This is a genomic window from Sulfitobacter sp. LC.270.F.C4, from assembly GCF_032922545.1.
GTDB lineage: Bacteria > Pseudomonadota > Alphaproteobacteria > Rhodobacterales > Rhodobacteraceae > Sulfitobacter > Sulfitobacter profundi.
On record NZ_CP136692.1, the window covers coordinates 3,198,044 to 3,222,286 of the forward strand.

A 24,243-nucleotide genomic window follows, 5' to 3' on the forward strand; every position below is an offset into this window, starting at 1 on the left:
GACGGATCTCCACACTGCGTAGAATGGCCTTCCGATACTTCTCTATGACGCAAAGAGACGCTGGAGTGCGCGTTCTGCGGCGATCCTGTCGAGCGTCTGCGCACGAGCCGAAAGGAACTGCTCGAAGGTTGTCAGAACCGCGAGAAGTGCTTCACCACGTTCGCTGTAAACCGGACAATCACGGACTTCCCCGTGCTGACCACTGGCATCGTAATAGGTTTCACAGAAGCGTCGCTCGACCTTCAGGACTTCGGACCGCAGATCTGCCTCCAGAATACCCTTTAACGCCTCCAGCGAGGCATCGTCGCGTGGGTCGAACGGGTCGCGTTCTGCCAGCCGGCAGAGTGTCCGCTCCACGAAACCGAAATCTCGGCTGTTTCCGCCGAGATGGATGGCATGGGCATCCTCGTGAAACTGCCGCCCTAAACAAACCGCTGCGGTTGCAAGGTCGTCGATCATGGCGCCGTGCGCGAAAGTCGTTTTCATTGGAAACCTCTTCAGTTGCGCGACCGGAGCGGCCGTGCGTCAAGGCTCGACCCCCAAGTAGGGAACCGAGCATGCCTTCAAACTGTGGTAGGCTGGTCCGCGACGACGTCCGGACAGTGGGCCAGGGCCGCCACATCGATCGCGTCGAGGATGTTGGCGAGCATGTCGGTCAGAAGACAGATCGTCTCAACCTGTGGGGACGACGGAGAAATGCCCAAAAAGAGCATGGTTTCGATGCATTCCGGATCGCCCACACGCTCCAGCGAAAAGAGCCGGAACAGTGTAATCAGATCCATCTCGATATGCGGCGTGATGGTGCCTGCCTCAACTATCTGAAGGGCGCACGAAACGACTTTCGCTTCTGCGGATGCTCCGCCCAGCATAGCAGCGGCTTCGGCCAGCTCGTGGCCATGTTCAGAGAATAGACAGCTTGCGAGGACGAAGGATTCATCTCGTGATTCAGTTGGCACATAGTCGAACATTGGCTCATCTCTTCTTTTCTATGCTGCTCCCATGCGGCAGCTTCAAGGCGCCTCTTCCCCCCCTTTCCTTGAGGCTCGTGATCGTCGCTTCGAGAACAAGATTGGCCGGTTTCTTTCGGACGAAACAAAATTATGAAATTTCCTACATCACCGAAAAATGGGTGGCCGGACGCCCGGAACCAGTCATAGGCCAGCAAACAGCTTGCACCTGTGGATCACGCTGGTGATGATGAACAGAGTCTCACCGTCCGCGTAAGCGGTTGGCCCCTTCGAGGCACAACACCGAGAGGTTTCCACAATGCCCATTGATGAAAATCTTATTGAATACAAAGAACGTTCCGACGGGCGCTATGACGTTCTCTACGCAAAAGAACCGCTTCTGGTAATCAGCAGACGGCCAGTGACGGAATTTAGGAAATGTGCCCTGCATATTATAGTAGAGCGGCACCTTACCGAATTAGATGCAGAGGAGCGAATGGACGCCTACCGACGTCAAGAACTCCACTGAGCGAGCCGCAAACCACACACGCTTATTCGCATCGCGAAATTGTGCTTTGGACGCAGCTCAGGAAAGAGGTTGAGGTCAGCCTTGGCCCAGAAATTAAGGAGGCATCCGCATATTGTGTTGGCCGCCGAAGCAGGACGAAACTGCCGTTTGCGTATCGGAAGCCAACTGGAATGAGCGACGTATAGCAATTGGAAAAGGTGGCGTGTTCGCTTTCCTCATGCCACAGTAATCTACAGACGTGGAGGACTTCATATGGCGCAGAATTCAAAGATCGAATGGACTGACGCGACATGGAATCCGGTGACCGGCTGCACCAAAGTAGGTCCGGGATGTGACAACTGCTATGCGGAGCGGTTCGCCGAGAGATGGCGTGGCATAAAGAGCCATCCCTACGAGCAGGGTTTTGACCTGCGGTTGTGGCCATCGCGTCTGGAACAGCCCACGCGCTGGAGGAAGCCGCGGATGATTTTCGTGAACTCGATGAGCGACCTGTTTCACAAGGGGATCGACCGCAGCTACATCGACAAGGTCTTCGAAGCTATGGAAGCGGCCGACTGGCATGTCTACCAAGTTCTGACAAAGCGGTCATCGTTGATGCGCAACTACCTGAAGAAACGCTACGATGACAGGCCGGTGCCCCCGCACATCTGGCTCGGTGTGTCAGTTGAAGATGCAGTTCACAAAGGGCGCATCCAGCACTTACGGGAAATCAATTCTGTCGCGCGGTTCGTTTCATTCGAGCCCCTTCTGGGACCAATCGGCGAGGTGGATCTAACCGGTGTCGCATGGGCAATTGTTGGTGGAGAAAGCGGCCCCCGTGCGCGACCAATGCGAGCGGAATGGGCGACCGAGCTCCGCGTTGCCTGCGAGCGGTCCGACGCCGCGTTCTTCTTTAAGCAATGGGGTGGCGCTCGGCCGAAGTCCGGGGGCCGCATCCTCGATGGAGAGGAATGGAACGGCTTCCCTTGGCAGATCGTGCCGCCATCGATCCTTGCGGAGCTTCAGCCAGCATGAACCTGCCCACCGAACTCTACATTGGTCGCGAGCAGACCTATATCAAGCATACCTTCTTGCGTCGATATCTCGAAACCTTGGCGGTCAAAGTCCTTTATGGCGGCTGGGACGCTTTCAACTACGTCGACGGTTTTGCCGGTCCATGGGAAATTCGCGATGAGGAAGGCTGTTCGGATGCTTCGTTTGGCGTGGCAGTCGATCTGCTGGAGACGGTAAAAGAATTCGTCGAGATGCGGCGTCGAGGTCCAAGACTGAAGGTTCGCTTCTACTTGTGTGAGAAGAATCCTGACGCAGTTGCCCGCCTGCGTGCCTACGCGCAACGTAGAGACGACATCGAAATCCATGTCTTTGAAGGAGTATTTGAAGACAACCTTGAACAGATTGCCCGGCTCATTCCTGATGGCTTTACGTTCACATTTATAGACCCAACCAATTGGGTTGTTCGTATCGAAGATGTCTGCGCATTTCTGAAAGGCCGCGCGGGCGAATTTCTTTTTAACTTCATGACCGAAGAGGTGAGCAGGCATTCCGTGAACCCTAAAGTCGCACACCAGTTTGGAGACTTCGTCGGTGATCCGAACTGGGAGGATACCGCAAGACGGTTGCCTGCCGGCTTGAAGGGCGAGATCAAGGTCCTGCACCTTCTCAAGGACGCCTTTCGATCACATGGGGTGGCGACTTATCTCCCCGACTTCTCGATTCTCAAACCGCTTGCGAACCGAGAAAAGATGCGTCTCATGCTTGGGACCAACAGGCCCGAGGGAGTAAAGCTTTTCCGAGACATCCATGGTGCTGTCGAGCGTGAGGAGTTCAAATCGAGGCGTGAGGCGAAGGCGGCAAAGACCAACCAAGATCAGCTCTTTTCAGCTGACGACTACGCACTGCACGAACAAGGCGAGCGCGGCTTGGGCTGCAAGCGCTATCAGGTTCTTTCCAAACACCTAATCGCCGAAGCTCTGCGGGAGCGGAGAGCAGTCGAGTTTTCATCTCTGGCTCTGGAAGTCATGGAGAGATTTCCGATGAAGGAGACCCATGTGAAGGATCTTTGCGTGGAAATGAAGGCTCGCGGGTTGCTCGATTTTGAATTGAAGCCCAAAGCAAAGAAGCCCCGCGGTTCGACAGTAATAATGACGGTAGAAAAATGACTGATCCCGCACAGTGGCTGCTGGCTTAATTCCCTGCATAAAGAGACTCGATCGCAGATCCTTGGTCAGGCGCAACGAACATTGGCTCTCCACGCTGACTACTGGACCATCTCGAACGGCCCAAACGTGCCGTTCGCCGAGGATCTCCGATGCTGCGGTCGCTGTCCATGCTGCTGAAATTCGCTGCACGCACGAAGCCAGAGGCTGCTCGACAATCTCTGCGAACCTTTCTGCTGTTCGCTGCTGGCGCTCCATTTGCGCTGCGATCACGAAGGTCACCGGCTCGAATGGCGGAGACCGGTCGTTCGCTGCACATGAGACCAATGTCGGCAGTGCGGACTTTCCTTCCGTTCGGCGCGAGTGCTCGATTTGCGCTGCAAATGCGAAAGTCGTCAGGGACAGAGAATGGAAAGCGGTCGTTTTTCGTCCTGCAAAAAACATGAAGTTGCTCTGGGAGAGTTGCAACCCAACCTTGGAACTCCGAATGCGCGACGGCAAAGTCCCTCGCCGCTCTTGGACTATTACTGTGAACAAACCTCAGCCGCCCAATCTGAATTGGTCCGAAATCGCGTTCGGGTAACGGAAGACAACGAACTGCGACCAGACGACACAAGCTAACGCGCCATGTTGTCGGAACGCCAGCGCACTGAACGAAATCAATTATCTATCTCCTTGCCGCCAGTTCGACAGGATCGTGGCGGCGACCAATAAAATTGTTGTGGGGGGCGCTGGCACCCCCCATTTTGATCGCTCGTTCGACATAGCACCGTTCTTCAGGATGCCGGAGTGGCCACAGGCTTGGATCTGACCACCCGTTCGTTCAGCATCGACACCGCGGCACCTGCGACCAGGGCCCAGAAGGGCGCACTGATGCTGAGGAACGACACGTTCGACATCGCTACGATCAGCGCGACAAAGGCACCGATCTGGTGGCCCGCATTGCGGTCGAAGGCGGACTGGAACGCGCTGAGAAGGACGGTAATCATCGCCAGACCCGCCACGGCCCCGATCAGCGGTCCGGGCAGCGCCATGATCAACGGCACCGCGACCCCGGCGAAGACCCCGAAGGCCGCGAACAGCACGCCGTTCAGGACCGTGGCCGCATAGCGCCCCTCGGGGTTCTCGCCGGCCTGATCGGATGAACAGATCGCCGTCATGGGCCCTGCGATATTGGCGTTATGGCCGCCGATCAGTCCCGCCAGCATGCCGCCGATGCCCGAGATAACGGTCATCGCGTTGATCGGCGGGCGGTAACCCTCGGCGTAGAGGACCCCGATAGCTTGAGCATTCTCGGCGCCAATGACCAGCACGGCCAACGGCACGGCAATGGCCAGGAAGGCGTCGACGGTGAACACGGGCGTGGTAAACTCCGGTGCGACAAAGCTGATCGCCGCCTCGCCGCCCTGAAAGCCTCCAGTCAGGGTCACGGCCACGAGGCCGACGACCAGTGCCGTCAGCACCGGCGGCACTGCGCGCAGGAACCGCATCGACAGAAAGAAGGCGACGGTCGCGGCCCCGACCACGATGGGCAGCTTTTCGATCGATGTGACCGCTCCGATACCGAAACGGATGAGTGCGCCTGCGATCATCGCCATTACGATGGGCATCGGCAGCCAGCGCATCACCTTGCCAATGAGCCCGGTGATGCCGAGGACGAACACCATCGCGCCCGCCATCAGGAACGCTCCGACCGCCTGTTCGAAGGGAAACGTGCCAAGCGCGCCCGCGACCAGCGCTGCGCCCGGGATCGAATAGGCCCCGGTTACCGGCAGCTTGTAGTAAAGCGCCATGATCAGGCTAATTAGCCCGCCAAGGCCATAGATCGCCAACAGCCAGGCTACTGTCTGTCCCTCGGTCAGCCCGCCATTGTTGGCCGCCCCGATCACGATCAGCGCCGGGCCCGAGCATCCGAAGATCGCCGCGACCAGTCCCGCGCTCGCTGTCTTGATGCCCAGCGCCTCGCGTAGGCCCGATAGGCCAGCGCCGAAGCCCGGACCCTTTTCGATCCAGTTCGATTGTTCTGTCTGTTCCACTTGGGTCTCCTCCCTTAAATGTGGTTGCTTGGCCGTCTCAGCGGCCGGTGAACGCGGGCTTGCGCTTGGCGTGGAAGGCCTCGACGCCCTCGCGGAAATCCTCAGATTGGCGCAGGCGACTGTAGTTCAGCCCCTCCATCTCGATCGCGGTGCTGAGAAGCGCATCGTCGGTGTCGTTCAGCAGCTTCTTCGCGGTGCGCTGCGCCATCGGTGAAAATTCGCGCAGCTCGGTGACCAGGTCGGTCACCGCCTGTTCGAGATCGCCGTCGGGCACGCATTCGGTGGCGATACCCCAATCGAGTGCTTGTTGACCCGGGATGCGCTTGGATCGCATGACGATGTCCTTAGTGCGGGTGACGCCGACGATTTTCTGCAGCCGGGCAGAACCGCCCGAGCCGGGGATCTGACCCAGCTTCTGTTCGGGCAGCGCGTAGCGACAGGTCTCGGACACGATTCGGAAATCGCAGGCCAGCGACAGCTCGAAGCCGACGCCGAACGTGTAGCCACGATTGGCCGCGATCACCGGCTTGGTGCAGCGCGAAGGCGCGGCAATGTTCCAAGCCAGATGCGAGACATGCTCGGGGCTTGCCTCAAGGAAGCCTTTGATATTGCCACCCGACGAGAAATGCTCGCCTTCGCCCGAGATCACGATGATGCGCACGCGATCATCGGCATCGAGAGCCTCGAAGACAAGGCGCAGCTGATCGCGTGCGCCCATCGAGATGACGTTGTAGGGCGGTCGCGCGAGGATGATGTCGGCGCGTTCATTGCTCGCATTGAGCTGCACGTGGAAGCCGTCGAGTTCAGCGAGGCGCGGATCGGTGAAGGTAAGGGTTTCGGTCATGTTAGCGTCTTTCATGTCAGTTTCTTTCCTTGGATTCATGCGGGTGTGGTCTCGGTCGGCTCGGCCTCGTATTCGCCTGCGACGAGCAGACGGCGGAGGAGCTTTCCGACCGGGGATTTCGGGATTTCGCGAACGAAAACGTAGCGGCGCGGACGGCGGAAATTGGACATGTCCGAGTTGCGACAATGGGCGTCGAGATCGTCTTCGGTAACATCGCCGGCGCGCTTGACGAAGGCAGTCACGACCTTGCCCCAGCGCGCATCCGGCAGGCCAACCACCGCAACCTCGGCCACAGCGGGGTGCAGCGAGAGGCAGCTTTCCACCTCGACGGGTGAGACGTTCTCGCCTCCAGTGATGATCATGTCGTCGGCGCGGCCCGTGACGAATAGATCACCCTCGTCGTCGAAATGGCCGCAGTCGCCGGTGAAATACCAGCCGTCGCGGATCGCCTTGCGGTCCGCCTCGGGGCGGTTCCAGTAACCCTCGAAGGCCTCGTCGCCCTGCATGCAGGCAACGATTTCACCTTCCTCTCCTGGCGCGCAGGTCTCGCTGGCATCCGCCGCGCCGAGCGGCACGACGCGCAAACGCTGGTTGATCGCCGCGCGGCCCGCCGATCCGGGTTTGGCCGCAGCGTCCTGGCAGATGGAGAAGGTGTAGATCTCGGACGAGCCGTAATGGTTCACGAAAAGATCGGGCTGAAAAGCCTCCGCGAGTTTCTGCAACAGGCCATCGGTCATCGACGCGCCTGCAAAGCCCAGCTTGCGCACGCATGCAACCCGGTCCGGCGTGAATGCGGTGTGGTGGACAATGTCGTGATAGAGCGTCGGCACCAGATAGAGGTTGGTGACCCGATGAGTCTCGATGGCGTCCAGCGCGCCCGGCACGTCAAAGCGCGGCAGGCAGATGAAGGCACCGCCGATCACGCTGGCTGACAGAAGCGACCGGATGCCCATCGTGTGATAAAGCGGCATGACGCCCAGCGTTCGCTCGCCGTGATGATACATGTTCTGAGCCACATGGGCGATGGCCGCGGCGCGCTCGGCACGGTGGCGACGCGGCACGCCCTTTGGCTTCGAGGTCGTGCCGGATGTATAGAGCATGACCGACAGATCTTCGGGCCCCGCTTGTGGCACGGCGTCGGGCGCGTGTCCCGCCAGCAGCGCCGCGAGGCCCTGATCGCCGCCCAGAGGTATGACTGTCAGGCCGTGCGCCAGCACCGATCCGGCTACCGCGTCGGACGCGGCATCATCATGCACCAGCACGCGGGTCGCGCTGTCGCGCAGAGCGTGGTCCAACTCATCGGCGGTGACACGCCAGTTCACGGGCGTTATGACGATCCCGGCAAGTTGGCAGGCCCAATGCAGCGACGCATTCTCCCACCGGTTCTGCATTGCCGTGACGAGTGTATCGCCCTTCCGCAGGCCGATCTGGCCAAGCCCATCCACCAACGCGCTGATCCGGCGATACCAGTCACCATAAGTGATTGTCTGTTCCCCTTCGGCGATGGCCATCGCGTCGGGGTCGCGTTCCACGGACGCGAGAAAGCTGGTTCCGAGGTCAAGCATCGATTGGTCCTCCCTTGATGCGGTTGCGGGCGGCAAGCGCCGCCTGAACGATGGGCGCGTAACCCGTGCAGCGGCACAGATGTCCCGAGAGCGCCTCGCGGATCGCCCCTTCATCCGCGTCCGGTTGGCGCAAAAACAGCGCGTCGAGCGTCATCAGGATGCCCGCGGTGCAGAAGCCACATTGCAGCGCAAAATGTTCGCGAAAGGCTTCTTGCAGGGAGCTCAGCGCATCGTCTTTCGCAAGCCCCTCCACCGTGCGGACCTCGCAGCCCTCGGCCTGTTGGGCGAGCATCAGGCAGGCGCGCGCGGGCTCCCCGTCGATCTGGACCGTGCACGCACCGCAGACGCCGTGTTCGCAGCCCACATGAGTGCCGGTCGCGCCGATCTCGTGGCGCAGGACATCTGTCAGCAATGTGCGTGGCGACACACGCGCCGAAACGGGACGTCCGTTCAGGGTGAAGCGCACCGGGTGCGTCTCGTCTTGGGGGCACCTCTAAAAATTGCGCTGACCTTGGCGCTGCTTTATGATTGAGGCGACGGATCGGCACAGGGGATGCAGCCATGGCGCAGATGGGTTTTTTCGATCTTTCCGACCGCTATGCGAGCTTGGATGTCAAGAGGGACCCGCTGGTCGCGATCGACGCCGTGGTGCCATGGGAGGAATTCCGGCCAACGCTTGAGGGGGTTTGGCGCAAACCGGATTCAGAGCGTAAATCGCGCGCGGGGCGCAAGCCGATCGACGCGATCGTGATGTTCAAGGCGCTGGTTCTGAGCGCGCTCTACAACCTGTCGGACGATCAGATTGAATATCAGGTGCGCGACCGGCTGTCGTTCATGAGGTTCCTGGGCCTCGGACTGGAGGACCGTGTGCCGGACGCCAAGACGGTCTGGCTCTACCGCGAGGCGCTGGCTCAGGCGGGCATGGTGGAGGCGCTGTTCAAGCAATTCGACGGCCATCTGGCGCGGCAGGGCTACATCGCGCGGGGCGGACAGATCCTGGATGCGTCCATCGTGCCGGTGCCGAAGAACCGCAACACCCGCGAGGAAAACAAGACCATCAAGAGCGGCGAGGTGCCCGAGGACTGGGAAAACAAGCCCGCGATGCGCTCACAGAAAGACTTGGACGCGCGCTGGACGAAAAAGCACGGCAAGAGCCATTACGGTTACAAGAACCATGTGAATGTGGACCGCAAGCACAAGCTGGTGCGGCGCTATGACGTCACTGACGCAGCCGTGCATGACTGTCAGGCGGTGGATCACCTGCTGATGCGGGGCAACACCGGCGCGGGCGTCTGGGCGGATTCTGCCTATAGGTCCGAGGAGATGGAGGCGAAGCTGCGAGCGCGCAAGCTGACCAGCCACATTCACCGCAAGGGCAAGCGGGGCAAGCCGCTGACCGAACAGGCCAAGGGCAGCAACCGAACCAAATCCACGGTGCGGGTCCGGGTCGAACATGTCTTCGGCGCGCAGACCAACGACATGGGCGGCACGCTGGTGCGCACGATCGGCATGGTGCGGGCCAAGGCGAAGATCGGAATGAAAAATCTTGCCTATAACATGCGCCGCCTCGTCCAGTTGCGCCGCATCAACCCGTGCCCGGCATGAAGACCGGGCAAACCAGCGACCAGATCAGGCCGCAAGGCCGTAAAAGCCAGGCGTGAAAGGCGCCGCGCCGTGACCGTCCCGGGGCGCCAGGCACCAACCGACTGCCTACCTCCCGCTTCTAGCCACACGCACTGCTGTGCGGCTACGAAAATGGTTAAAAATCGAGGTGCCCTTGGGTCAGTCGCGGCATGACAGTGCCTCCTTCAAGGTTGCGCGGCCGAGTTGCCGGACCAGATCGCGGCGGTAGCGGGCGGTCGCGTGCAGGTCGTCGCGGGCCTGCAGATGCCAGGCGAACTCGTTCAGCCGCTCATCGAGACCCTGCGCGTCTGCGGGCAGATCGAGCGTGCGGGGCGTGTCGGCGACGCCGCCCACGCTCAGCGTGGCGGTGCCGTCGGGTCGGGCGATGGCGGCGCAGGCGACGATGGCGAAATCACCATGGCGGCGGGCCACTTCGCGGAACGCGTATCCGGTGCCTGTTTGGTGGGCCGGGAAAGTGACCGAGGTGATCATCTCGCCGGGGGCGAGGTCAGTGGACATCATGCCCTGGAAGAAATCGCGCGCCGCGACGGCTCGTGTCTTGCGACGGCGGCGCAGGGTCACGGTGCCGCCGAGGGCAATTAGGCAAAGCGGCAGCTCGGCGCTGGGATCGGCATGGGCGACAGAGCCGCAAACCGTGCCGCGATTGCGCAGTTGCGTGTGTCCGACCCATGGCAGCGCGGCGCGCACCAGCGGCAAGCGGTCCGCCAGATCCGGCCAGCGTTCAAGCGTGCTCTGGCGCACGGCGGCCCCGATGGTGACGTTATCGCCATTGGCCTCGATCCGTGACAGCTCCGGGATGCGAGTGATATCAACGAGTGTGGCAGGGCGCGCGAGGCGCATGTTCAGCATCGGCATCAGCGACTGGCCGCCCGCGATGACCCGGGCCTCGGTGCCACCTTGATGCAGTGCTTCCAGCGCTTCGCCCATCTCCGTGGCGGCGACATAGTCGAATGGGGCGGGCTTCATGACTGGCCTCCTTTCGTTATGCGGTGGAAAAGGCCCATCAGCCGCGCCAAAGGGCCGGGGCCCGCGCCGCCGCAATGGCGGGCCAGCGCGCGGAAGAACTCGCCGATCACGACCTTGGCCGCGCCGTCCAGAAGCCGCCCGCCAACCGAGGCAACCTTGCCGCCGATCTCAGCCTCGTAGCGGTAGGCGATCTCGGTGCCGTCGTCGGTGTCGGTCAGTGTGATGCGGCCATGTCCGCCACCGGTGCCAAGCGCACCGACAGCTTGGCCGGACAGCGTCACGGCGTTGGGCGGGTCGAGGTCCGACAATTCAATATCGGCCTTGTAGCGGCCCCGGACCGGCCCGACGCCCAGCGTCACATCCGCCTTGAAGCGTGTCTCGCCGACCTTCTGCACGCCGTGCGAGCCGGGTATGATCGCATCGAGCGTCGCTGGATCGAGCAGCATCTGCCAGACATCGGTGCGGCTGGCCTGCACCACGGCGCGGCCTTCGCCCGTAAGTTTGCGCCCACCCACCGCGGCCTCGGCCTTCGTCTCGGGCACCGGGCATTTTGGGCTGGGCTCGTCTCCGAAGATACACGGCGCGAGCTTGGACGCGGTCACCGGGAGGACGATATCTGGTGCATCGCCTTCGGGGGCCAGCGCGTCGGCCACGGCATTGGCGATACAGACGGGTGTCGACATACAGTTACCTTCGCCCACACCCTTGGCCCCGAGCGGTGTGAAGGGTGACGGCGTCTCGTGATGCAGGATGACCGGTTCGGGCACCTCAATCACCGTGGGCAAGAGGTAATCGGCCAGCGTGCCGGACTGGAATGATCCGTCCGCACCGTAGGCATATTCCTCAAAGAACGCCGCGCCGACCGCCTGAGCAAAGCCCCCGCGCACCTGTCCTTCCACCATGGCGGGATGCAGGATGCGTCCGCAATCGTGCATAGTCACATATCGGTCGATCTTGGGCTCGGCGGTCTCGTGGTCGATCTCGATCCCGCAGAAATCGAAGATGAATCCGTGACAGAGCGAGGAGTTAATCCCGTCCTCGGATGTCGGGGCCTCCAGTTCGGGCGGGCTCCAATAGACCGTCTCGCGTAGGGTCTGATCCACGCCGTCCGGCAGGGTGCCCGGCGACCAGTGCGCCGTGGCGGCGACCCGCGCGAAGGACAGGCCGTTGTCAGGATTGTCTCTGGCGCGTATGTGGCCCCCCTCGAAGGACACGTCCTCGAGCGCAATGTTCAGCTGCGTAGCCGCGACCTTGGCCAGCTTTTCGCGCAGCCGCGTTGCTGCGATCTCGGTCGCACCAGCGACCGCCGGGGCAAAGCGCGAGGCGTAGTTGCCCGAGGCGATGGACCAGGCATCGCGCATCGTGTCCACATCAGCCAGAACGCGCACCGCCTCCATCGGCAGGGCGAACTTGTCGGCCACGACCTGCGCCAGGACGGTCCGGTGGCCTTGACCCTGCGGGACCGAGGCGACCTTGACCGTAACCGAGCCGAGCGGGTCGATTGCGATGGTTGCGGTTGCCTGCGCGCCGTTCTTGGGCCCCGCCTTGGCACGCTCTTCAGGGGTCAGCACGGTGGTGATGTAGCCCATATTCGATACCGAAGGCTCAACAACGCAGGCAAAGCCGATGCCATAGCGTCGGCCTTCGGCGCGGGCCTTTTCGCGGCGGGCGTAAAGCTCGGCGAGACCGCCTTCGGCGACCGCGCGGTTCAGCGCCGTGGCGTAATCGCCCGAGTTGTAGAGCGCACCGCTTGCCGTGCGGTAGGGAAACGCCCCGGCAGGGATGAGGTTGCGGCGGATGACCTCCAGCCGGTCCAGCCCAAGCTGCCGGGCGATGGCATCCATCAGTCGCTCCAGTGCGAAATAGATTTGTGGGCCGCCAAAGCCGCGGTTAAGGCCCGTTGGCGTCTTGTTCGTAAGAACGACACGATTGCGGATCGCCAGATTCTGGATGTCGTAGGCACCAGTCATGTTGCCGTGCATCCGGTAGAGCGTAGCAGGCTCCGGCGCGCGCAGATGGGCACCGCAATCCTCGATCTGATCCCAATCAAGTGCGGTGATCCGGCCATCCGCCTCAACCGCTGCTTCAATCCGGGTCTGCCGATTGGTCGCAGAAACGCTGGCAGACAGATGCTCCAGCCGGTCCTCGATCCACTTGACTGGCGCGCCCGCGATGCGCGCGGCGATGCCCGCGAGGATCATGTAGGGAAAGACGCCCTGCTTGATCCCGAACGAGCCACCGGAATCGGGGGGTGTGCGCAGCCGCAGCCGATTGCCCGGCACGTTCAGTGACCGGGCCACCACCGCGTGGATCGAGAAAGGGCCCTGGAAATTCGCGGTGACGTCATAGGCATCCTCGCCCGGCTCGTAGTTGGCGATCACGCCGTAGGTTTCGATGGGGGTGCAGGCGCTGCGCGGATAGGTAACGTCGATGCCAATCCGGCTCGAGGCAGCCTCGAACGCCGCTTCGGGATCGCCGTAGCGGAAGCGCCTTTCGTTAATGAGGTTTCCGCCGAGGCTGGGATGAAGCACCGGCGCATCGTCCGAGAGCGCCGCGACGGGATCGACCACTGAGCCGAGCGGGCCATAGTCAACCGCGACCAGATCTGTGGCATCCTCGGCCAGGTAGCGGTCGGTTGCCACGACCATGACCAGCGGTTCGCCGACATAGCGCACGCGATCCACCGCCATCGGCCAGCATTCGACATCGGCCTTCACGCCTACGGTCATCGACCGGGTGCGCGCGGCGACGTCCCGTCCGGTGATGACGGCGACGACGCCGGGCGCGCGGGCCGCCTCGGCGGTGTCGATCGACCGGATGTCGGCGTGTCCGTGCGGCGACCGCACGAAGGCCAACGCCAGCGTTCCGGGTGCCACCGGCAGATCGTCGATGTAACGCCCGTGACCCGACAGGAGTGCCGGGTCCTCGACGCGTGCGACCGAGCGGCCGACGAGTAGCTCTGTAACGGTATCTTTCATGTCTCCTCCCGGCTTGGCATGGGCAAGCCTTTGGGAAAGGACGTTACGCGCGCATCCGCAGGCCCTGCGATCCCGCCAGGTCTCGGACCTTACCGAGGAGTCTCAAAAACAGGGGTCAGCCGCTGTCGCGAAGCGCCGAGAGATCGCGGAAGGTGCTCGGCGAGGAGCCAGCATGGTCGTGGAAGAAGCGCGAGAAATGCGCCGGCACTGAGAAGCCCAAATCGACAGAGATGTCGGTGAAGCTGCGGGTGTCGTTTGCGACTGCCTGCACCGCGCGCTCCACTCGCTGGGTGTTCAGATAGACACGCGGAGAAATGCCGGTCTCGGCCTCAAACAACCGGAAGAAATGCGCGCGGGACACGCCGCTTTCGCGTGCCAACCACTCCATCGAAGGGATGCGAGCCGGGTCCGCTCGCATCAAGGCCTGGGCCCGCGCGATCCGCCGGTCGGGCGCGCGCATTACTGTGGCCCGCGCCCGGAGCGACGGCTGCACCTCGCGCCAAAGCGCCAGCCGCTCGATGATCGAAACCATTAGCCGCCCGATAAGGCGTTCATGTGCTGCGGCGCCGCCTGGGTCCTGCACCATCGCCTCGGCGGTCTCGCCGACCTGACGGCGGATCTGCGGGGTGATGGCACCGCCCGGATGTGGGAAAAAACCCGGTCCCGCACTCGCTTCCCAATTGTCGCGAAACGCACGCAGCCAAATCGGTTCAATGTAAAGCGCGAGGATGATCGTCGGCGGCTGGCCTGCGCGGTGCACGTAGCTGTGGTGCTCCCAAGCGTTAATGAGCACGGCGCTTTCATCGGTTAGCGCCACGCACCGCCCGCCCACGTCAAACTCGGTATCGGCACCCTCGACCTTCAGCAGCACGTGGCATTGCGCATGGGCATGCTTGACGAGGGGACGGTCCATATCAAGGAGAGCGACCCGCCCGAACGTCCCGATAGCGATCCTCAGAGCAGACGACATCAGGAATTGTTACCAGTTTTCGCGAACCTGTCAATCTCGCTCGGCTACAGGTATCGTGACGGTTAGGCGTTTCAGAACATCGTCGACGGCACTTGATCAGGCTGTAACTGAACGCGTTTTGCGGATGGCGGATACGACGCCTGATCAATGTGGTCGCAATCTGGTCGGCTTAATAAATCTGTTTCGTTGGTGCGGAAATCGCTCCGCTTAGCGCAAATGCACTTCACTATGCGCAAAACCCCTTCGGCGACACAGAAGCCATTTCCTTTCAGTCGCATGTAAATTTGAGCTCGTCCAAATCTCAGTCGTGTGAGCGGAGCAAAGCCTTACGGGCACCTCTAAAAATTGCGCTGACCTTGGCGCTGCTTTATGATTGAGGCGACGGATCGGCACAGGGGATGCAGCCATGGCGCAGATGGGTTTTTTCGATCTTTCCGACCGCTATGCGAGCTTGGATGTCAAGAGGGACCCGCTGGTCGCGATCGACGCCGTGGTGCCATGGGAGGAATTCCGGCCAACGCTTGAGGGGGTTTGGCGCAAACCGGATTCAGAGCGTAAATCGCGCGCGGGGCGCAAGCCGATCGACGCGATCGTGATGTTCAAGGCGCTGGTTCTGAGCGCGCTCTACAACCTGTCGGACGATCAGATTGAATATCAGGTGCGCGACCGGCTGTCGTTCATGAGGTTCCTGGGCCTCGGACTGGAGGACCGTGTGCCGGACGCCAAGACGGTCTGGCTCTACCGCGAGGCGCTGGCTCAGGCGGGCATGGTGGAGGCGCTGTTCAAGCAATTCGACGGCCATCTGGCGCGGCAGGGCTACATCGCGCGGGGCGGACAGATCCTGGATGCGTCCATCGTGCCGGTGCCGAAGAACCGCAACACCCGCGAGGAAAACAAGACCATCAAGAGCGGCGAGGTGCCCGAGGACTGGGAAAACAAGCCCGCGATGCGCTCACAGAAAGACTTGGACGCGCGCTGGACGAAAAAGCACGGCAAGAGCCATTACGGTTACAAGAACCATGTGAATGTGGACCGCAAGCACAAGCTGGTGCGGCGCTATGACGTCACTGACGCAGCCGTGCATGACTGTCAGGCGGTGGATCACCTGCTGATGCGGGGCAACACCGGCGCGGGCGTCTGGGCGGATTCTGCCTATAGGTCCGAGGAGATGGAGGCGAAGCTGCGAGCGCGCAAGCTGACCAGCCACATTCACCGCAAGGGCAAGCGGGGCAAGCCGCTGACCGAACAGGCCAAGGGCAGCAACCGAACCAAATCCACGGTGCGGGTCCGGGTCGAACATGTCTTCGGCGCGCAGACCAACGACATGGGCGGCACGCTGGTGCGCACGATCGGCATGGTGCGGGCCAAGGCGAAGATCGGAATGAAAAATCTTGCCTATAACATGCGCCGCCTCGTCCAGTTGCGCCGCATCAACCCGTGCCCGGCATGAAGACCGGGCAAACCAGCGACCAGATCAGGCCGCAAGGCCGTAAAAGCCAGGCGTGAAAGGCGCCGCGCCGTGACCGTCCCGGGGCGCCAGGCACCAACCGACTGCCTACCTCCCGCTTCTAGCCACACGCACTGCTGTGCGGCTACGAAAATGGTTAAAAATCGAGGTGCCCTTACGTCGTCAGGCGTAGTCACAGATGAAATTGTCAAATACCGAATGATTGAATAGAAAGAAAAGGCTGAGCACTGGTCATTGGCTGCGCTGGCAACGAACGTCAGCTCCGGGCCGTGAGTTACGAACCGTGCTGGGGCCACCGGCAATTATGCTGTAAAGCGAACGTCGTGCTGACCCGGGCTTCAGTTGGATTGGCGCACGAAGATTCTCTGGAGTGGTTCTACGTGCTCACTGCTCGAGACCGAGAAACATCAAGCACAAAGATGTCCAAACGCCCTCGCAGTTCATCCGGCAGGCGCTCCTCGATCGCGGCTTGGAGTTGCGATGCAGTCCGATATTTGTGCCGGATCGAGCCGGCGACAGGCCATTCTGGTCCATACCATACGACAAAAAAGATCCCTTGTTCATCGGCGTGCTGATGCACCGAGTAGCGATCTGCAAGTTGAGATTTTGCCGCGGAGAAGAGATCTCGGTGCCACTGTCCCTTGCCCTCAATCACGAGCATTCTGGCCTGCCCGCGGACCATTCGCGTCGCCGTGAGGTCGCATCGATTACGAGCGCCCAGGTGATGTTCTACAACGTCGTGAATGTCGAAGGGATGCAGCCGGGGCTTGAGCCATGCAGAAACCCGAAACATCGCGCCAACCTCATCAAGCCGTGCATTCCCATTGTAGAATTGATCGATCACTCCACTATCACCGGCGCGGATGTCTTTCTGCAATTCGTCGAATAACTCCAACATCAGCGCACGAAGCTGCTCCACGCTGGCGGGTGGTCCGCCGTCCAGCGATGTGGCAACTTCGGCCGGTCCCGGACGAGATGACGTCATTGCCGCCTTGCGGCGGAGATCCGCGCGAATGCTGCGCAGGTCATTGTGCGAAGGGGCTGTAATTTCCTCGGCGAGCAACCTCTCGACGACAGGAAGGGCGACGGTCGGGTCATCACGGCCAATCTGCCAGACAAGATCACGGAGAAAGCGGTATGCAGTCTCGCCTCTGGGGCTTGATGTGCCATAGCTCGACGGAAGAGGAACAACGGGCCAATGGGGAAGATATGCCATGAGAACCCGTTCGACCTTCGGTGCCGACAAGAGTGTCCAAATCTCGTCGCCCTCCCCGCCGCGATCTCGGCGATTGGCGAGCCAGAAAATAAGGTCCGGGTTCCGGGCCATGAAGGCCCAAACACTCGGGTCGATCTCTGTCGCGAGCCAGAAGTCGCGCAGGAACCAGAAAGGACGCTGTTCTTCCTGGCGATGTGGAAGCATACCTTGGTCCAGGGATATGCATCTCTCACGAACCAAAGCGACCAGAGCCTCACGATCGCCAAAGCGGGCCGCCATGTCGAAAAGGGTTTCGAGGGCCTGAACCGGGAGTTCTGGGAAACGATACAGCCATTCGTGCGGCAGTGATGCACGCAGGTGATTGAGCGCTGGCTCGCGATTGAGGATATAAAAGTTGGGCTGTCCTGCTGACGCCGCAAGAGAAGGCTCGATATACGCGCGTGCGAACGCGTCGCTTTCATCAGCCGTAAGGAGGACCCGTCGCCGAATCTCGGCAAGGAACGCATCCTCTTCACCTTCCGCGAAGGCATTATAGCCCCCGGCATCGGTCAGGATCACGCGTAGAATTTCCGGTGCGACCGTCACCAAGCTTCCTGTCGCTCGGAACTCGGCAACAGCGCCTGCAAGAAATATCTGAACCCATGCACTTTTGCAGCCTTCGCCGACTTCCGCGATCGAAGGACAACGGTAGCCTAACGTCTGAAGGCTTTGTCTCAGAACAGCCGCCGGATCGAACAGGCCATGGGTCACCTGGGGTAGCATGTCAGGTTGAATGAGATAGGCCTCGGCGACGCGATGGGTCCAACCCACATTCTCTCCACGCTCCACAGTAGAGCGATTGGCGTGGAAGTAAGCGATGTTGGCCTCAGTCACCTTACGGTCTTTACGGCGTCGCCGCGCGTCAAACCGAGAGCGCCGGATGCGACCTTCCTTCCATTCCTTCCTCCTAAGTCGGTTTACCGTGGTCCATTCCCGCATCAACACTGGTTTTCCGAGCGCTTGCACGCGGCAATAGCTGCGCAAGTCGTCTGGCCCTTTGACCGTGCCATTACCGTAGTAGTCGTGGCCAGGTGCGAGCTGAATCCAGAGCGCCGAGTTGTTTGTTTGGAACGCAAAATCAATGAGGTGCCTTTTGTCACCTGCGCAGAGACAGAGACCGGAATGCCCGTAATTTATGAATGTTTTGTAGAAAGCGTTCTGAACTTCTTCTCTGGTCTTCAGGCCGGCGAAGGCCCGCTCTTGCAAGCCACGACGCAGAACATGATCGGATTGGAGCACAGCAACTGCTCGACCCCGGTCCGGGCCCACGCGCCCATGGAAATGCAAGTTTCGCACCCACTTCCAAATTTTATCTGGATCGTGTTGGTTCTGGGCGCGATCAAAGTAGTTATCGAGCAGCAAGCCGACAATCTTACTGACCCCATCGCGGCAATGACAGTAGTGCCGGTCCTTCCTACAGGTGCAGCAAAAATCCTCCGTCAATTCGTCCAGCAGACGAACAGTCTCTTCTTCAGGGATCTCCCGTATCAGGCGCCTCAAGAAGTAGCGTTCTCCGATGACTCGAGAACGATCGACGCGCTCGGCGGGATAAAGCTCTGTCGCTGCCTCGAGAAGCCCTCGGAGACAGTCATAGGGTGCCCTGTCCGTCTTGTGGATCAGAATTTCCGATGCCAACCGGAGCGCGTCGTTCGTTCCCATGTCGACGAGTTGCCGGAGGGCTCCCGCCGGATCGTAGGTCTGATCGCTGAGTAGACATGATAGTGCGTCCATGCGCGGGCCGACGTAGGCTTGCTCGTCGAGGAGGATTGCCTCCAGATCAGGGCGCAGCTCAATAACAGCAGGCGACCCGACAAGGAGCTCGAGCAGCAGTTGTCGGAGATGCCCGACACCCGGACCTACCAGTATTGGTCGGACAGCTTGGATGACATCAGGCGTGAAGAACCCAGATACGCTGAAGGATCGCCAGCGATCGCTGCGCCGGAAATACGGGTCGTCTTCGTTCAAACGGGCCAAGGCATCGAGGAGCTGGTTCCGAGATGCCGAGGTCATTCGCGAAGGGTCGCCATTTGACAGAGCGGCGTAGGGGTCAAGGTCTATAGCCGCCTTCTGGAGGCTCTCAGAACCAAGGGCAGCTAACCACCCCAATAAGCCGCGTAGGTCGTCCCGCACCGCTCCGTTTGGAGCAATCAATGCGAGACACTGGGCAACGGTCAGACGGCAGCTCGGATCATCTATACGGCCGACGATGTGCTGGGCGGCTCCATACTCGGCAACGATCCTGTGGACGGGCTCGTGCTGATTAGCGGCCGATCCCGGCCGAAAAAGCCTCGTGCCGAGGACAGAAAGTGGCGCCTCACCTGCCAGTCCGATCGTCTCCATTTGCGGGTGAAGATCATCCTCCGCGATATCGCCCATCGCTACTCCGTCCACGCCCGACAGCAGAAGTTTCGAGAAGACCTCGTTTGCCCATGTTATCTTTTTGTGCCGCGTTGGTGCACTTTTCGATAAAACGTCTGGGTTGGACTCACCTGCGAGGTTCTCGATCGCAAGTGTGAAAACTTCGGCCCGAGAGCGGAGCCGTCCGTCGGCCTCATCATAGGCGCTTGCGAATAGACGCAGGAACTCTGGATTGCCCAGAATGGGATGAAGGTCGAACCGGGAAATATTGGCATGGAATTCATCGAACGACCTTTGGGGATGGAGGTGTTCGAAAAGCTGTCGCTGTTCGCCGCCATCCAGCGGAACGAGGTAAGCGACCTGTGGTTCTATTCCAAAGAGATCGCGGATGAGCCTCGTTCGGGAGACCTCCCATTCTCCCGAGCGACTTGAAAGGAGGACACGATTGGGTTCGGCATCTCGTATCTTGTAAAGGATGTCGTAAACTCGAGCATCACCAACCCGCGCCACTTCGTCGAAAGCGTCGACGATGAGGGTCATGTCACGACCTGATGGCCGGGCGACGCTGGCGCGGACACGCGCGCCCCCGAGACGGTCGGCCACGCTGTCGAGTAGATCGGTCTTCCCCGCACCTGGTTCAGCGAGGACGATCGCAATGCCCGGCGCCGTCAACAGGTCGGCCTCCGGCACAGTGTTATCCCCTATGCGAAGTGTGCGAGGAATGTGAAAGCGTTCCGAGATGACTTTACCCTACCTCAAGATCTACGTGCAGGAAACGCAGTGCCTTGAGCTGGCGATTCCTGATCCTGGAATAATATCCTTACTTGGAGCGCCACGAACCCTGAGGGTTTGAAATGGACACGAGATGGTTGTCAAATGGCCATCTGAATAGGTTCAATGGCCAAGTTTTGGTGGTCGCTTCAAACTGAACTATGGCGACAAGCTAATTTTGGCCATTGAGAAAACTTAAGCCACTGATTTTATTATGGTGAAGTTCGTCCGCGGCGGCAAAAACGGCCATTTCACAAGTTAAATTCGGCCATTGAATTTAGGCCAAAAAGGATGACGGCAAACGGCACAAAAAAACGGCCGCCCCGAAGGGCGGCCGATGATAAAACTTTATCAGTTTGATTTCAGGCTACTTGATAGCGCACCGGTAGATCGCATCGCCGAAATATTCGAATTCCAATCTCGGCCTTCCTTAGGAATGGTTTCACTCCGGCACCTTTCATCTCCGGTTTCAAATCGGCCAAACTCATTTCGAGCGCATTTCCGATCCATGCTTCGGTGGTAAATTCGCCGAGAAATGCATCGACGTCCTCCGGTCGAAACCGATAGATCACGTGATCGTCCCGCTTGGAGGGGATTTCGACCACGGGCATCAGGCCTTCCTTCACCAATTCCCATCCCGATGCGATCGGAACGCGCATCTGCCCGAAGGCCTCCGCCGGAGACAGGCCGTCCATGACACCGGAAACAACCAATTTGGTTTCGGCAGGATCGACATGGATCCCCTCGAACCCGTCCATTCCATCAAGGCGAACGACGTTCGATAGAAAACCGCCCAGGATGAGATGAACGATCTCAACTGCTGGGGCCTTCGACTTCATGGCGGCTGTCGCGATGTCTACCAGTCCCACCGGCAGGTTTCGAACCGAGTTCGCCTCGGACTGGAACCGTTTCAGCAGCCCGTCGACCTCCTCGGCATCAATAGCCTTTTTCATGCGACCTGGCGCATGGGAAACCTCGGACACGATCGGTGTCAGGATCCGCTCCGCAACAAGCTGTTCCGCCATGGGTCGCGTGCAACCGAGCTTTTTGGGCAGCCCGGCCACAGGGACCAGGCGCCACATCGATCGCGCGACCTTTCGTCCAAGTTCCGCGTCGAACACATGGTTCGACCCAAGCGGTGCATCCTCCGGGATCAGGCTCCTGGCAGCAAGAACGCCCCGGAGCGTGCGCGGATCGAGGCCGGTTTCACGGGCAAGGGTTGCGCAGGTATGCAGGCGCCGGTCCGCGAGTTCCTCGCCGAGCACAACGCTACCGGCAGCGACTTCCATGGTGTCCAGAATGTGCTCGCGGAGGATCCGCTTGATGTCGCCGAGGTCCTTCTTGGCGCGGGAGCGTGACAGCCATTGGTAGAGGCGGCCAAAGACGTGCTGCGGACCCGGGTTACTGCCTCCATAATTGGCCCGGGCCTGAACTTCGAACAAAGCCTGCCGAATGCCCGCCTCGCCTTGGGAGCTATAGATATATCCGACTGCGCCAGCCCGATCCCAATCGTCATCGGTCAGCTTGTTGAGGTTCGGCGTTGGCCCGAATGCGACAAGAATTCCGAGCATTTCGCTTGCGCGGACTGCCTGGTCCAGCCCCTCCCCGTCAAGCCACGACGCCACTGTCTTCCCGGCAAGTCGATCAAGCACGTAATTCTGCAAGGGCGAGACCGACCGCGCGGTCAGTGGCGCAATCAGGGCTTCGAGCCGATCACCGGTCTCGGGCACCATAATCGCAAGCTCATGATAGCGGTCGCCTGAGAAGGCAGCCTTGCGACGCATGAGCGGCAGCCCATGGTCGGGACAGGTCCGGACCACGCCAAGCTGCCAGATCCAGCGATGCCGTCGCATAGCCTGCTTGCCGCCAGACGCAAGATCATCGCCCCTGAGACAAGCCGGGCAGAAAACCGTGAATGGCGATGAGAACATCTCCGCCGAGACATGTTCGCCGCGCAAATCGAAATGTCGGCGGTCAAGGCCACGTGCAGCATTGGCTTCGAGGGCCTCGGCGTCAATACCGGTCCGTTCTGCAAGCCGCTGGATGTCTTGGGCCTGCCCGCGGGCCAATCCGGGCAAGCTGACGCCGATATCGCGCAGAAACGGCCCGGTCCGACCCCCGGTGTGGAAAGCGGCCAAACGAGCCGCGAACCCCATTGGAGACTCGACGGGATCATGGGCCAAGTGAGGCGTGAGCACGTTCATGGAAATTCTCCCTCAAGCTGCTTCATGGAGTTTCGCGAGGTCGATGCTCGCCCACCTCGGTGACAGGAAGACGTTCTTACCCGGAACAACCCCCTCCTGCATCGCCCAGGATTCCGCGAAGTGCTGCATTGTGAGCTGGCTCTCCCCGCGCAGCGCAGCCACCTCAAGGGCGGCAATGATATTTTCGATGCAGCGCCCGAAGCGACCACGGCTCGCGTAGACCATACGATCGACCAGATCATCCTCTGCCGGTGGCGCAAAATCAGCCTCACTGCAGAACCCGTCGATGAAACCACGCAACATCTTCTCATGCGTGACTGCGGAGATTGTCGGCAAAGTGACTTTGGAATAACGCCGCCTGACCTGATCGTCGTAGGACGCCATCTGCCAAAGCGTTTCAATCCCGCTCAAGATCAGGATGACCGCACCTTCCCCCTGCATGACCGATTTCAGCATCTTCAAAATGTCTTCGATGGCCTTTCCGGCCCTGAAAAGGTCGTGTGCCTCGTCGATCCAAAGGACGGCAGTGCCCAGCTGCTGCAATCGAAATCGCACCAACCGCCAAATGTCCCACTCCTTCCTTGATGTGGACACTTCGGGGTAACCGGACTCCCGCAGGATCTCCAGCCCAAGGCTTTTTAGAGTTGCCGGGCTCGGAACACGCACCCCGATCCACGGCCTTACATCCGGATCATCGCTCTGCAGCGCCGGATGATTTTTAAGAACGTGATGGACGAGCGAGGTCTTACCGCCCCCTGCCCCCTCGACGAGCGCAATGCCGTGCGTGTCACCAGTCGCAGTGAAGGTGACGGGCTTAGGCAAAAGCTGGCCGTCGGGATCGCGCTGTAGCAGGCGGTCGAGGTGTTGCTGCAGAATTCTGTCGCGAGGCGTCGCGATATATTTACCGCGCAGGTTCGCGATTGTCGAGAAAGGGTCGTTCGTGATCTTGGCCATGGGATTGGGCTCCGTATGATAAAAGTTGCTTGTGGCCGCCGTCCCTCCGAGTGGAGCGTTCACCAGCTTACTCCAGGAATTTGTGGTCATTATGCGCGGCACGGAAACGCGCGGAGGCAGTTCTTGCTTTCTTTTTTGTGCACGGCTGCCCCGCCACCACCCGGGAGCCGGAGGGCCCTGCGCCCCCCCTCGGTGCGCGCAACCCCATACCTCTCGGAGTGCGCGAAAATACTCAGACTCACCTTCGCCCAAGGGCATCCCCATTCCCCGATGCGTTACGCCAAAAAACTAATCGACTGACTTGTATTGGGGATGACATTGGCCAGGCGGCGACAGGACGAAGAAGATTTCTGGTGAAATTTTGCGCACGGGCCACGCCTCGCCCCTTAATGCCGCATGGCTATGCGCCAAACCCTGACGAGTCGCGCGCTATCGGGCCCCGCACGATGCGGCGCCGGATGCCGACCTAAGGTTTCATAAAGCATATCCAGCGCCAAACCTGGAAACTGCGCAAAGGAAACGGGGTGATAGTCCTCGACGATCGGCACCGCAGCGCATCCACTCGCCTGTAACAACCGCGCTAACCAATGCGCATCGA

Annotated in this window: 16 protein-coding genes; 4 read left to right on the forward strand and 12 right to left on the reverse strand. The window is 60.6% G+C overall.

Annotation, left to right across the window (positions count from 1 at the left end; translation table 11 throughout):
- Window positions 1-42: 42 nt before the first annotated feature.
- Window positions 43-486 (reverse strand): hypothetical protein, encoded by a 444-nt coding sequence (locus tag R1T45_RS19490; RefSeq protein WP_317389991.1) that lies wholly within the window; start codon window positions 484-486, stop codon window positions 43-45.
- Between the two features lie 77 nt (window positions 487-563).
- Complete coding sequence (locus R1T45_RS19495) at window positions 564-968, reverse strand: hypothetical protein (RefSeq protein WP_317389992.1); 405 nt, start codon at window positions 966-968, stop codon at window positions 564-566.
- A 760-nt stretch (window positions 969-1,728) separates the two neighbouring features.
- On the opposite strand from R1T45_RS19495, the gene R1T45_RS19500 reads away from it, so the two are divergent.
- Window positions 1,729-2,490 carry a phage Gp37/Gp68 family protein gene (locus R1T45_RS19500; RefSeq protein ID WP_317389993.1) on the forward strand — a complete coding sequence of 254 codons (762 nt, stop codon included), beginning with the start codon at window positions 1,729-1,731 and terminating at the stop codon, window positions 2,488-2,490.
- Complete coding sequence (gene tcmP / locus R1T45_RS19505) at window positions 2,427-3,635, forward strand: three-Cys-motif partner protein TcmP (protein WP_317389994.1); 1,209 nt, start codon at window positions 2,427-2,429, stop codon at window positions 3,633-3,635. Before R1T45_RS19500 ends, tcmP begins: the two co-directional genes overlap by 64 nt.
- 773 nt (window positions 3,636-4,408) lie before the next feature.
- Here the strand turns inward: tcmP and R1T45_RS19510 are convergent.
- The 4 genes from R1T45_RS19510 to R1T45_RS19525 are packed head-to-tail and all read right to left on the reverse strand — an operon-like array spanning window position 4,409 to window position 8,543.
- The gene (locus tag R1T45_RS19510; RefSeq protein WP_317389995.1) at window positions 4,409-5,668 is read right to left on the reverse strand and encodes a benzoate/H(+) symporter BenE family transporter; all 1,260 of its coding nucleotides are present in this window, start codon (window positions 5,666-5,668) and stop codon (window positions 4,409-4,411) included.
- A gap of 37 nt (window positions 5,669-5,705) precedes the next feature.
- Window positions 5,706-6,512, reverse strand: coding sequence for an enoyl-CoA hydratase/isomerase family protein (locus tag R1T45_RS19515; protein ID WP_067940522.1), 807 nt, complete (start codon window positions 6,510-6,512; stop codon window positions 5,706-5,708).
- A 35-nt stretch (window positions 6,513-6,547) separates the two neighbouring features.
- A complete protein-coding gene (locus tag R1T45_RS19520; protein WP_317389996.1) occupies window positions 6,548-8,077 on the reverse strand; it encodes an AMP-binding protein in 1,530 nt (509 codons plus the stop codon).
- Window positions 8,070-8,543, reverse strand: a complete 474-nt coding sequence (locus R1T45_RS19525; protein ID WP_317389997.1) for a (2Fe-2S)-binding protein — start codon at window positions 8,541-8,543, stop codon at window positions 8,070-8,072. The genes R1T45_RS19520 and R1T45_RS19525 overlap by 8 nt, the downstream gene beginning before the upstream one ends.
- Window positions 8,544-8,638: 95 nt before the next feature.
- Here R1T45_RS19525 and R1T45_RS19530 point away from each other — a divergent pair, with 95 nt between their 5' ends.
- Complete coding sequence (locus R1T45_RS19530) at window positions 8,639-9,682, forward strand: IS5 family transposase (protein ID WP_317389285.1); 1,044 nt, start codon at window positions 8,639-8,641, stop codon at window positions 9,680-9,682.
- 177 nt (window positions 9,683-9,859) lie between these two features.
- Here R1T45_RS19530 and R1T45_RS19535 read toward each other — a convergent pair whose 3' ends face one another.
- The 3 genes from R1T45_RS19535 to R1T45_RS19545 form a co-directional block, all read right to left on the reverse strand.
- Window positions 9,860-10,687 carry an FAD binding domain-containing protein gene (locus R1T45_RS19535; RefSeq protein WP_317389998.1) on the reverse strand — a complete coding sequence of 276 codons (828 nt, stop codon included), beginning with the start codon at window positions 10,685-10,687 and terminating at the stop codon, window positions 9,860-9,862.
- Complete coding sequence (locus R1T45_RS19540; RefSeq protein ID WP_317389999.1) at window positions 10,684-13,665, reverse strand: xanthine dehydrogenase family protein molybdopterin-binding subunit; 2,982 nt, start codon at window positions 13,663-13,665, stop codon at window positions 10,684-10,686. The genes R1T45_RS19535 and R1T45_RS19540 overlap by 4 nt, the downstream gene beginning before the upstream one ends.
- Before the next feature lie 115 nt (window positions 13,666-13,780).
- Window positions 13,781-14,578 carry an AraC family transcriptional regulator gene (locus R1T45_RS19545; RefSeq protein WP_317390000.1) on the reverse strand — a complete coding sequence of 266 codons (798 nt, stop codon included), beginning with the start codon at window positions 14,576-14,578 and terminating at the stop codon, window positions 13,781-13,783.
- 463 nt (window positions 14,579-15,041) lie between these two features.
- Between R1T45_RS19545 and R1T45_RS19550 the strand changes: the two genes are divergently transcribed.
- A complete protein-coding gene (locus R1T45_RS19550) occupies window positions 15,042-16,085 on the forward strand; it encodes an IS5 family transposase (RefSeq protein WP_317389285.1) in 1,044 nt (347 codons plus the stop codon).
- A gap of 394 nt (window positions 16,086-16,479) precedes the next feature.
- On the opposite strand, the gene R1T45_RS19555 is transcribed toward R1T45_RS19550, so the two are convergent.
- The 3 genes from R1T45_RS19555 to R1T45_RS19565 all read right to left on the reverse strand — a co-directional run bounded on the left by R1T45_RS19555 (window position 16,480) and on the right by R1T45_RS19565 (window position 23,645).
- The gene (locus R1T45_RS19555) at window positions 16,480-20,256 is read right to left on the reverse strand and encodes a hypothetical protein (RefSeq protein ID WP_317390001.1); all 3,777 of its coding nucleotides are present in this window, start codon (window positions 20,254-20,256) and stop codon (window positions 16,480-16,482) included.
- Window positions 20,257-20,849: 593 nt separating this feature from the next.
- Complete coding sequence (locus R1T45_RS19560; protein ID WP_317390002.1) at window positions 20,850-22,691, reverse strand: TniQ family protein; 1,842 nt, start codon at window positions 22,689-22,691, stop codon at window positions 20,850-20,852.
- A gap of 12 nt (window positions 22,692-22,703) precedes the next feature.
- On the reverse strand, window positions 22,704-23,645 hold the full coding sequence (locus R1T45_RS19565) for a TniB family NTP-binding protein (RefSeq protein ID WP_317390003.1): 942 nt from the start codon (window positions 23,643-23,645) through the stop codon (window positions 22,704-22,706).
- Window positions 23,646-24,243 lie beyond the last annotated feature (598 nt).

Bases quoted from the DNA above. Each gene is read 5' to 3' on its own strand.
- R1T45_RS19535 (WP_317389998.1), bottom strand. From the start codon at position 10,687: ATGAAGCCCGCCCCATTCGACTATGTCGCCGCCACGGAGATGGGCGAA.
- R1T45_RS19530 (WP_317389285.1), top strand. From the start codon at position 8,639: ATGGCGCAGATGGGTTTTTTCGATCTTTCCGACCGCTATGCGAGCTTG.
- R1T45_RS19490 (WP_317389991.1), bottom strand. From the start codon at position 486: ATGAAAACGACTTTCGCGCACGGCGCCATGATCGACGACCTTGCAACC.
- R1T45_RS19555 (WP_317390001.1), bottom strand. From the start codon at position 20,256: ATGACCCTCATCGTCGACGCTTTCGACGAAGTGGCGCGGGTTGGTGAT.
- R1T45_RS19495 (WP_317389992.1), bottom strand. From the start codon at position 968: ATGTTCGACTATGTGCCAACTGAATCACGAGATGAATCCTTCGTCCTC.
- R1T45_RS19565 (WP_317390003.1), bottom strand. From the start codon at position 23,645: ATGGCCAAGATCACGAACGACCCTTTCTCGACAATCGCGAACCTGCGC.
- R1T45_RS19560 (WP_317390002.1), bottom strand. From the start codon at position 22,691: ATGAACGTGCTCACGCCTCACTTGGCCCATGATCCCGTCGAGTCTCCA.
- R1T45_RS19520 (WP_317389996.1), bottom strand. From the start codon at position 8,077: ATGCTTGACCTCGGAACCAGCTTTCTCGCGTCCGTGGAACGCGACCCC.
- R1T45_RS19500 (WP_317389993.1), top strand. From the start codon at position 1,729: ATGGCGCAGAATTCAAAGATCGAATGGACTGACGCGACATGGAATCCG.
- R1T45_RS19550 (WP_317389285.1), top strand. From the start codon at position 15,042: ATGGCGCAGATGGGTTTTTTCGATCTTTCCGACCGCTATGCGAGCTTG.
- R1T45_RS19515 (WP_067940522.1), bottom strand. From the start codon at position 6,512: ATGACCGAAACCCTTACCTTCACCGATCCGCGCCTCGCTGAACTCGAC.
- tcmP (WP_317389994.1), top strand. From the start codon at position 2,427: ATGGAACGGCTTCCCTTGGCAGATCGTGCCGCCATCGATCCTTGCGGA.
- R1T45_RS19545 (WP_317390000.1), bottom strand. From the start codon at position 14,578: ATGGACCGTCCCCTCGTCAAGCATGCCCATGCGCAATGCCACGTGCTG.
- R1T45_RS19540 (WP_317389999.1), bottom strand. From the start codon at position 13,665: ATGAAAGATACCGTTACAGAGCTACTCGTCGGCCGCTCGGTCGCACGC.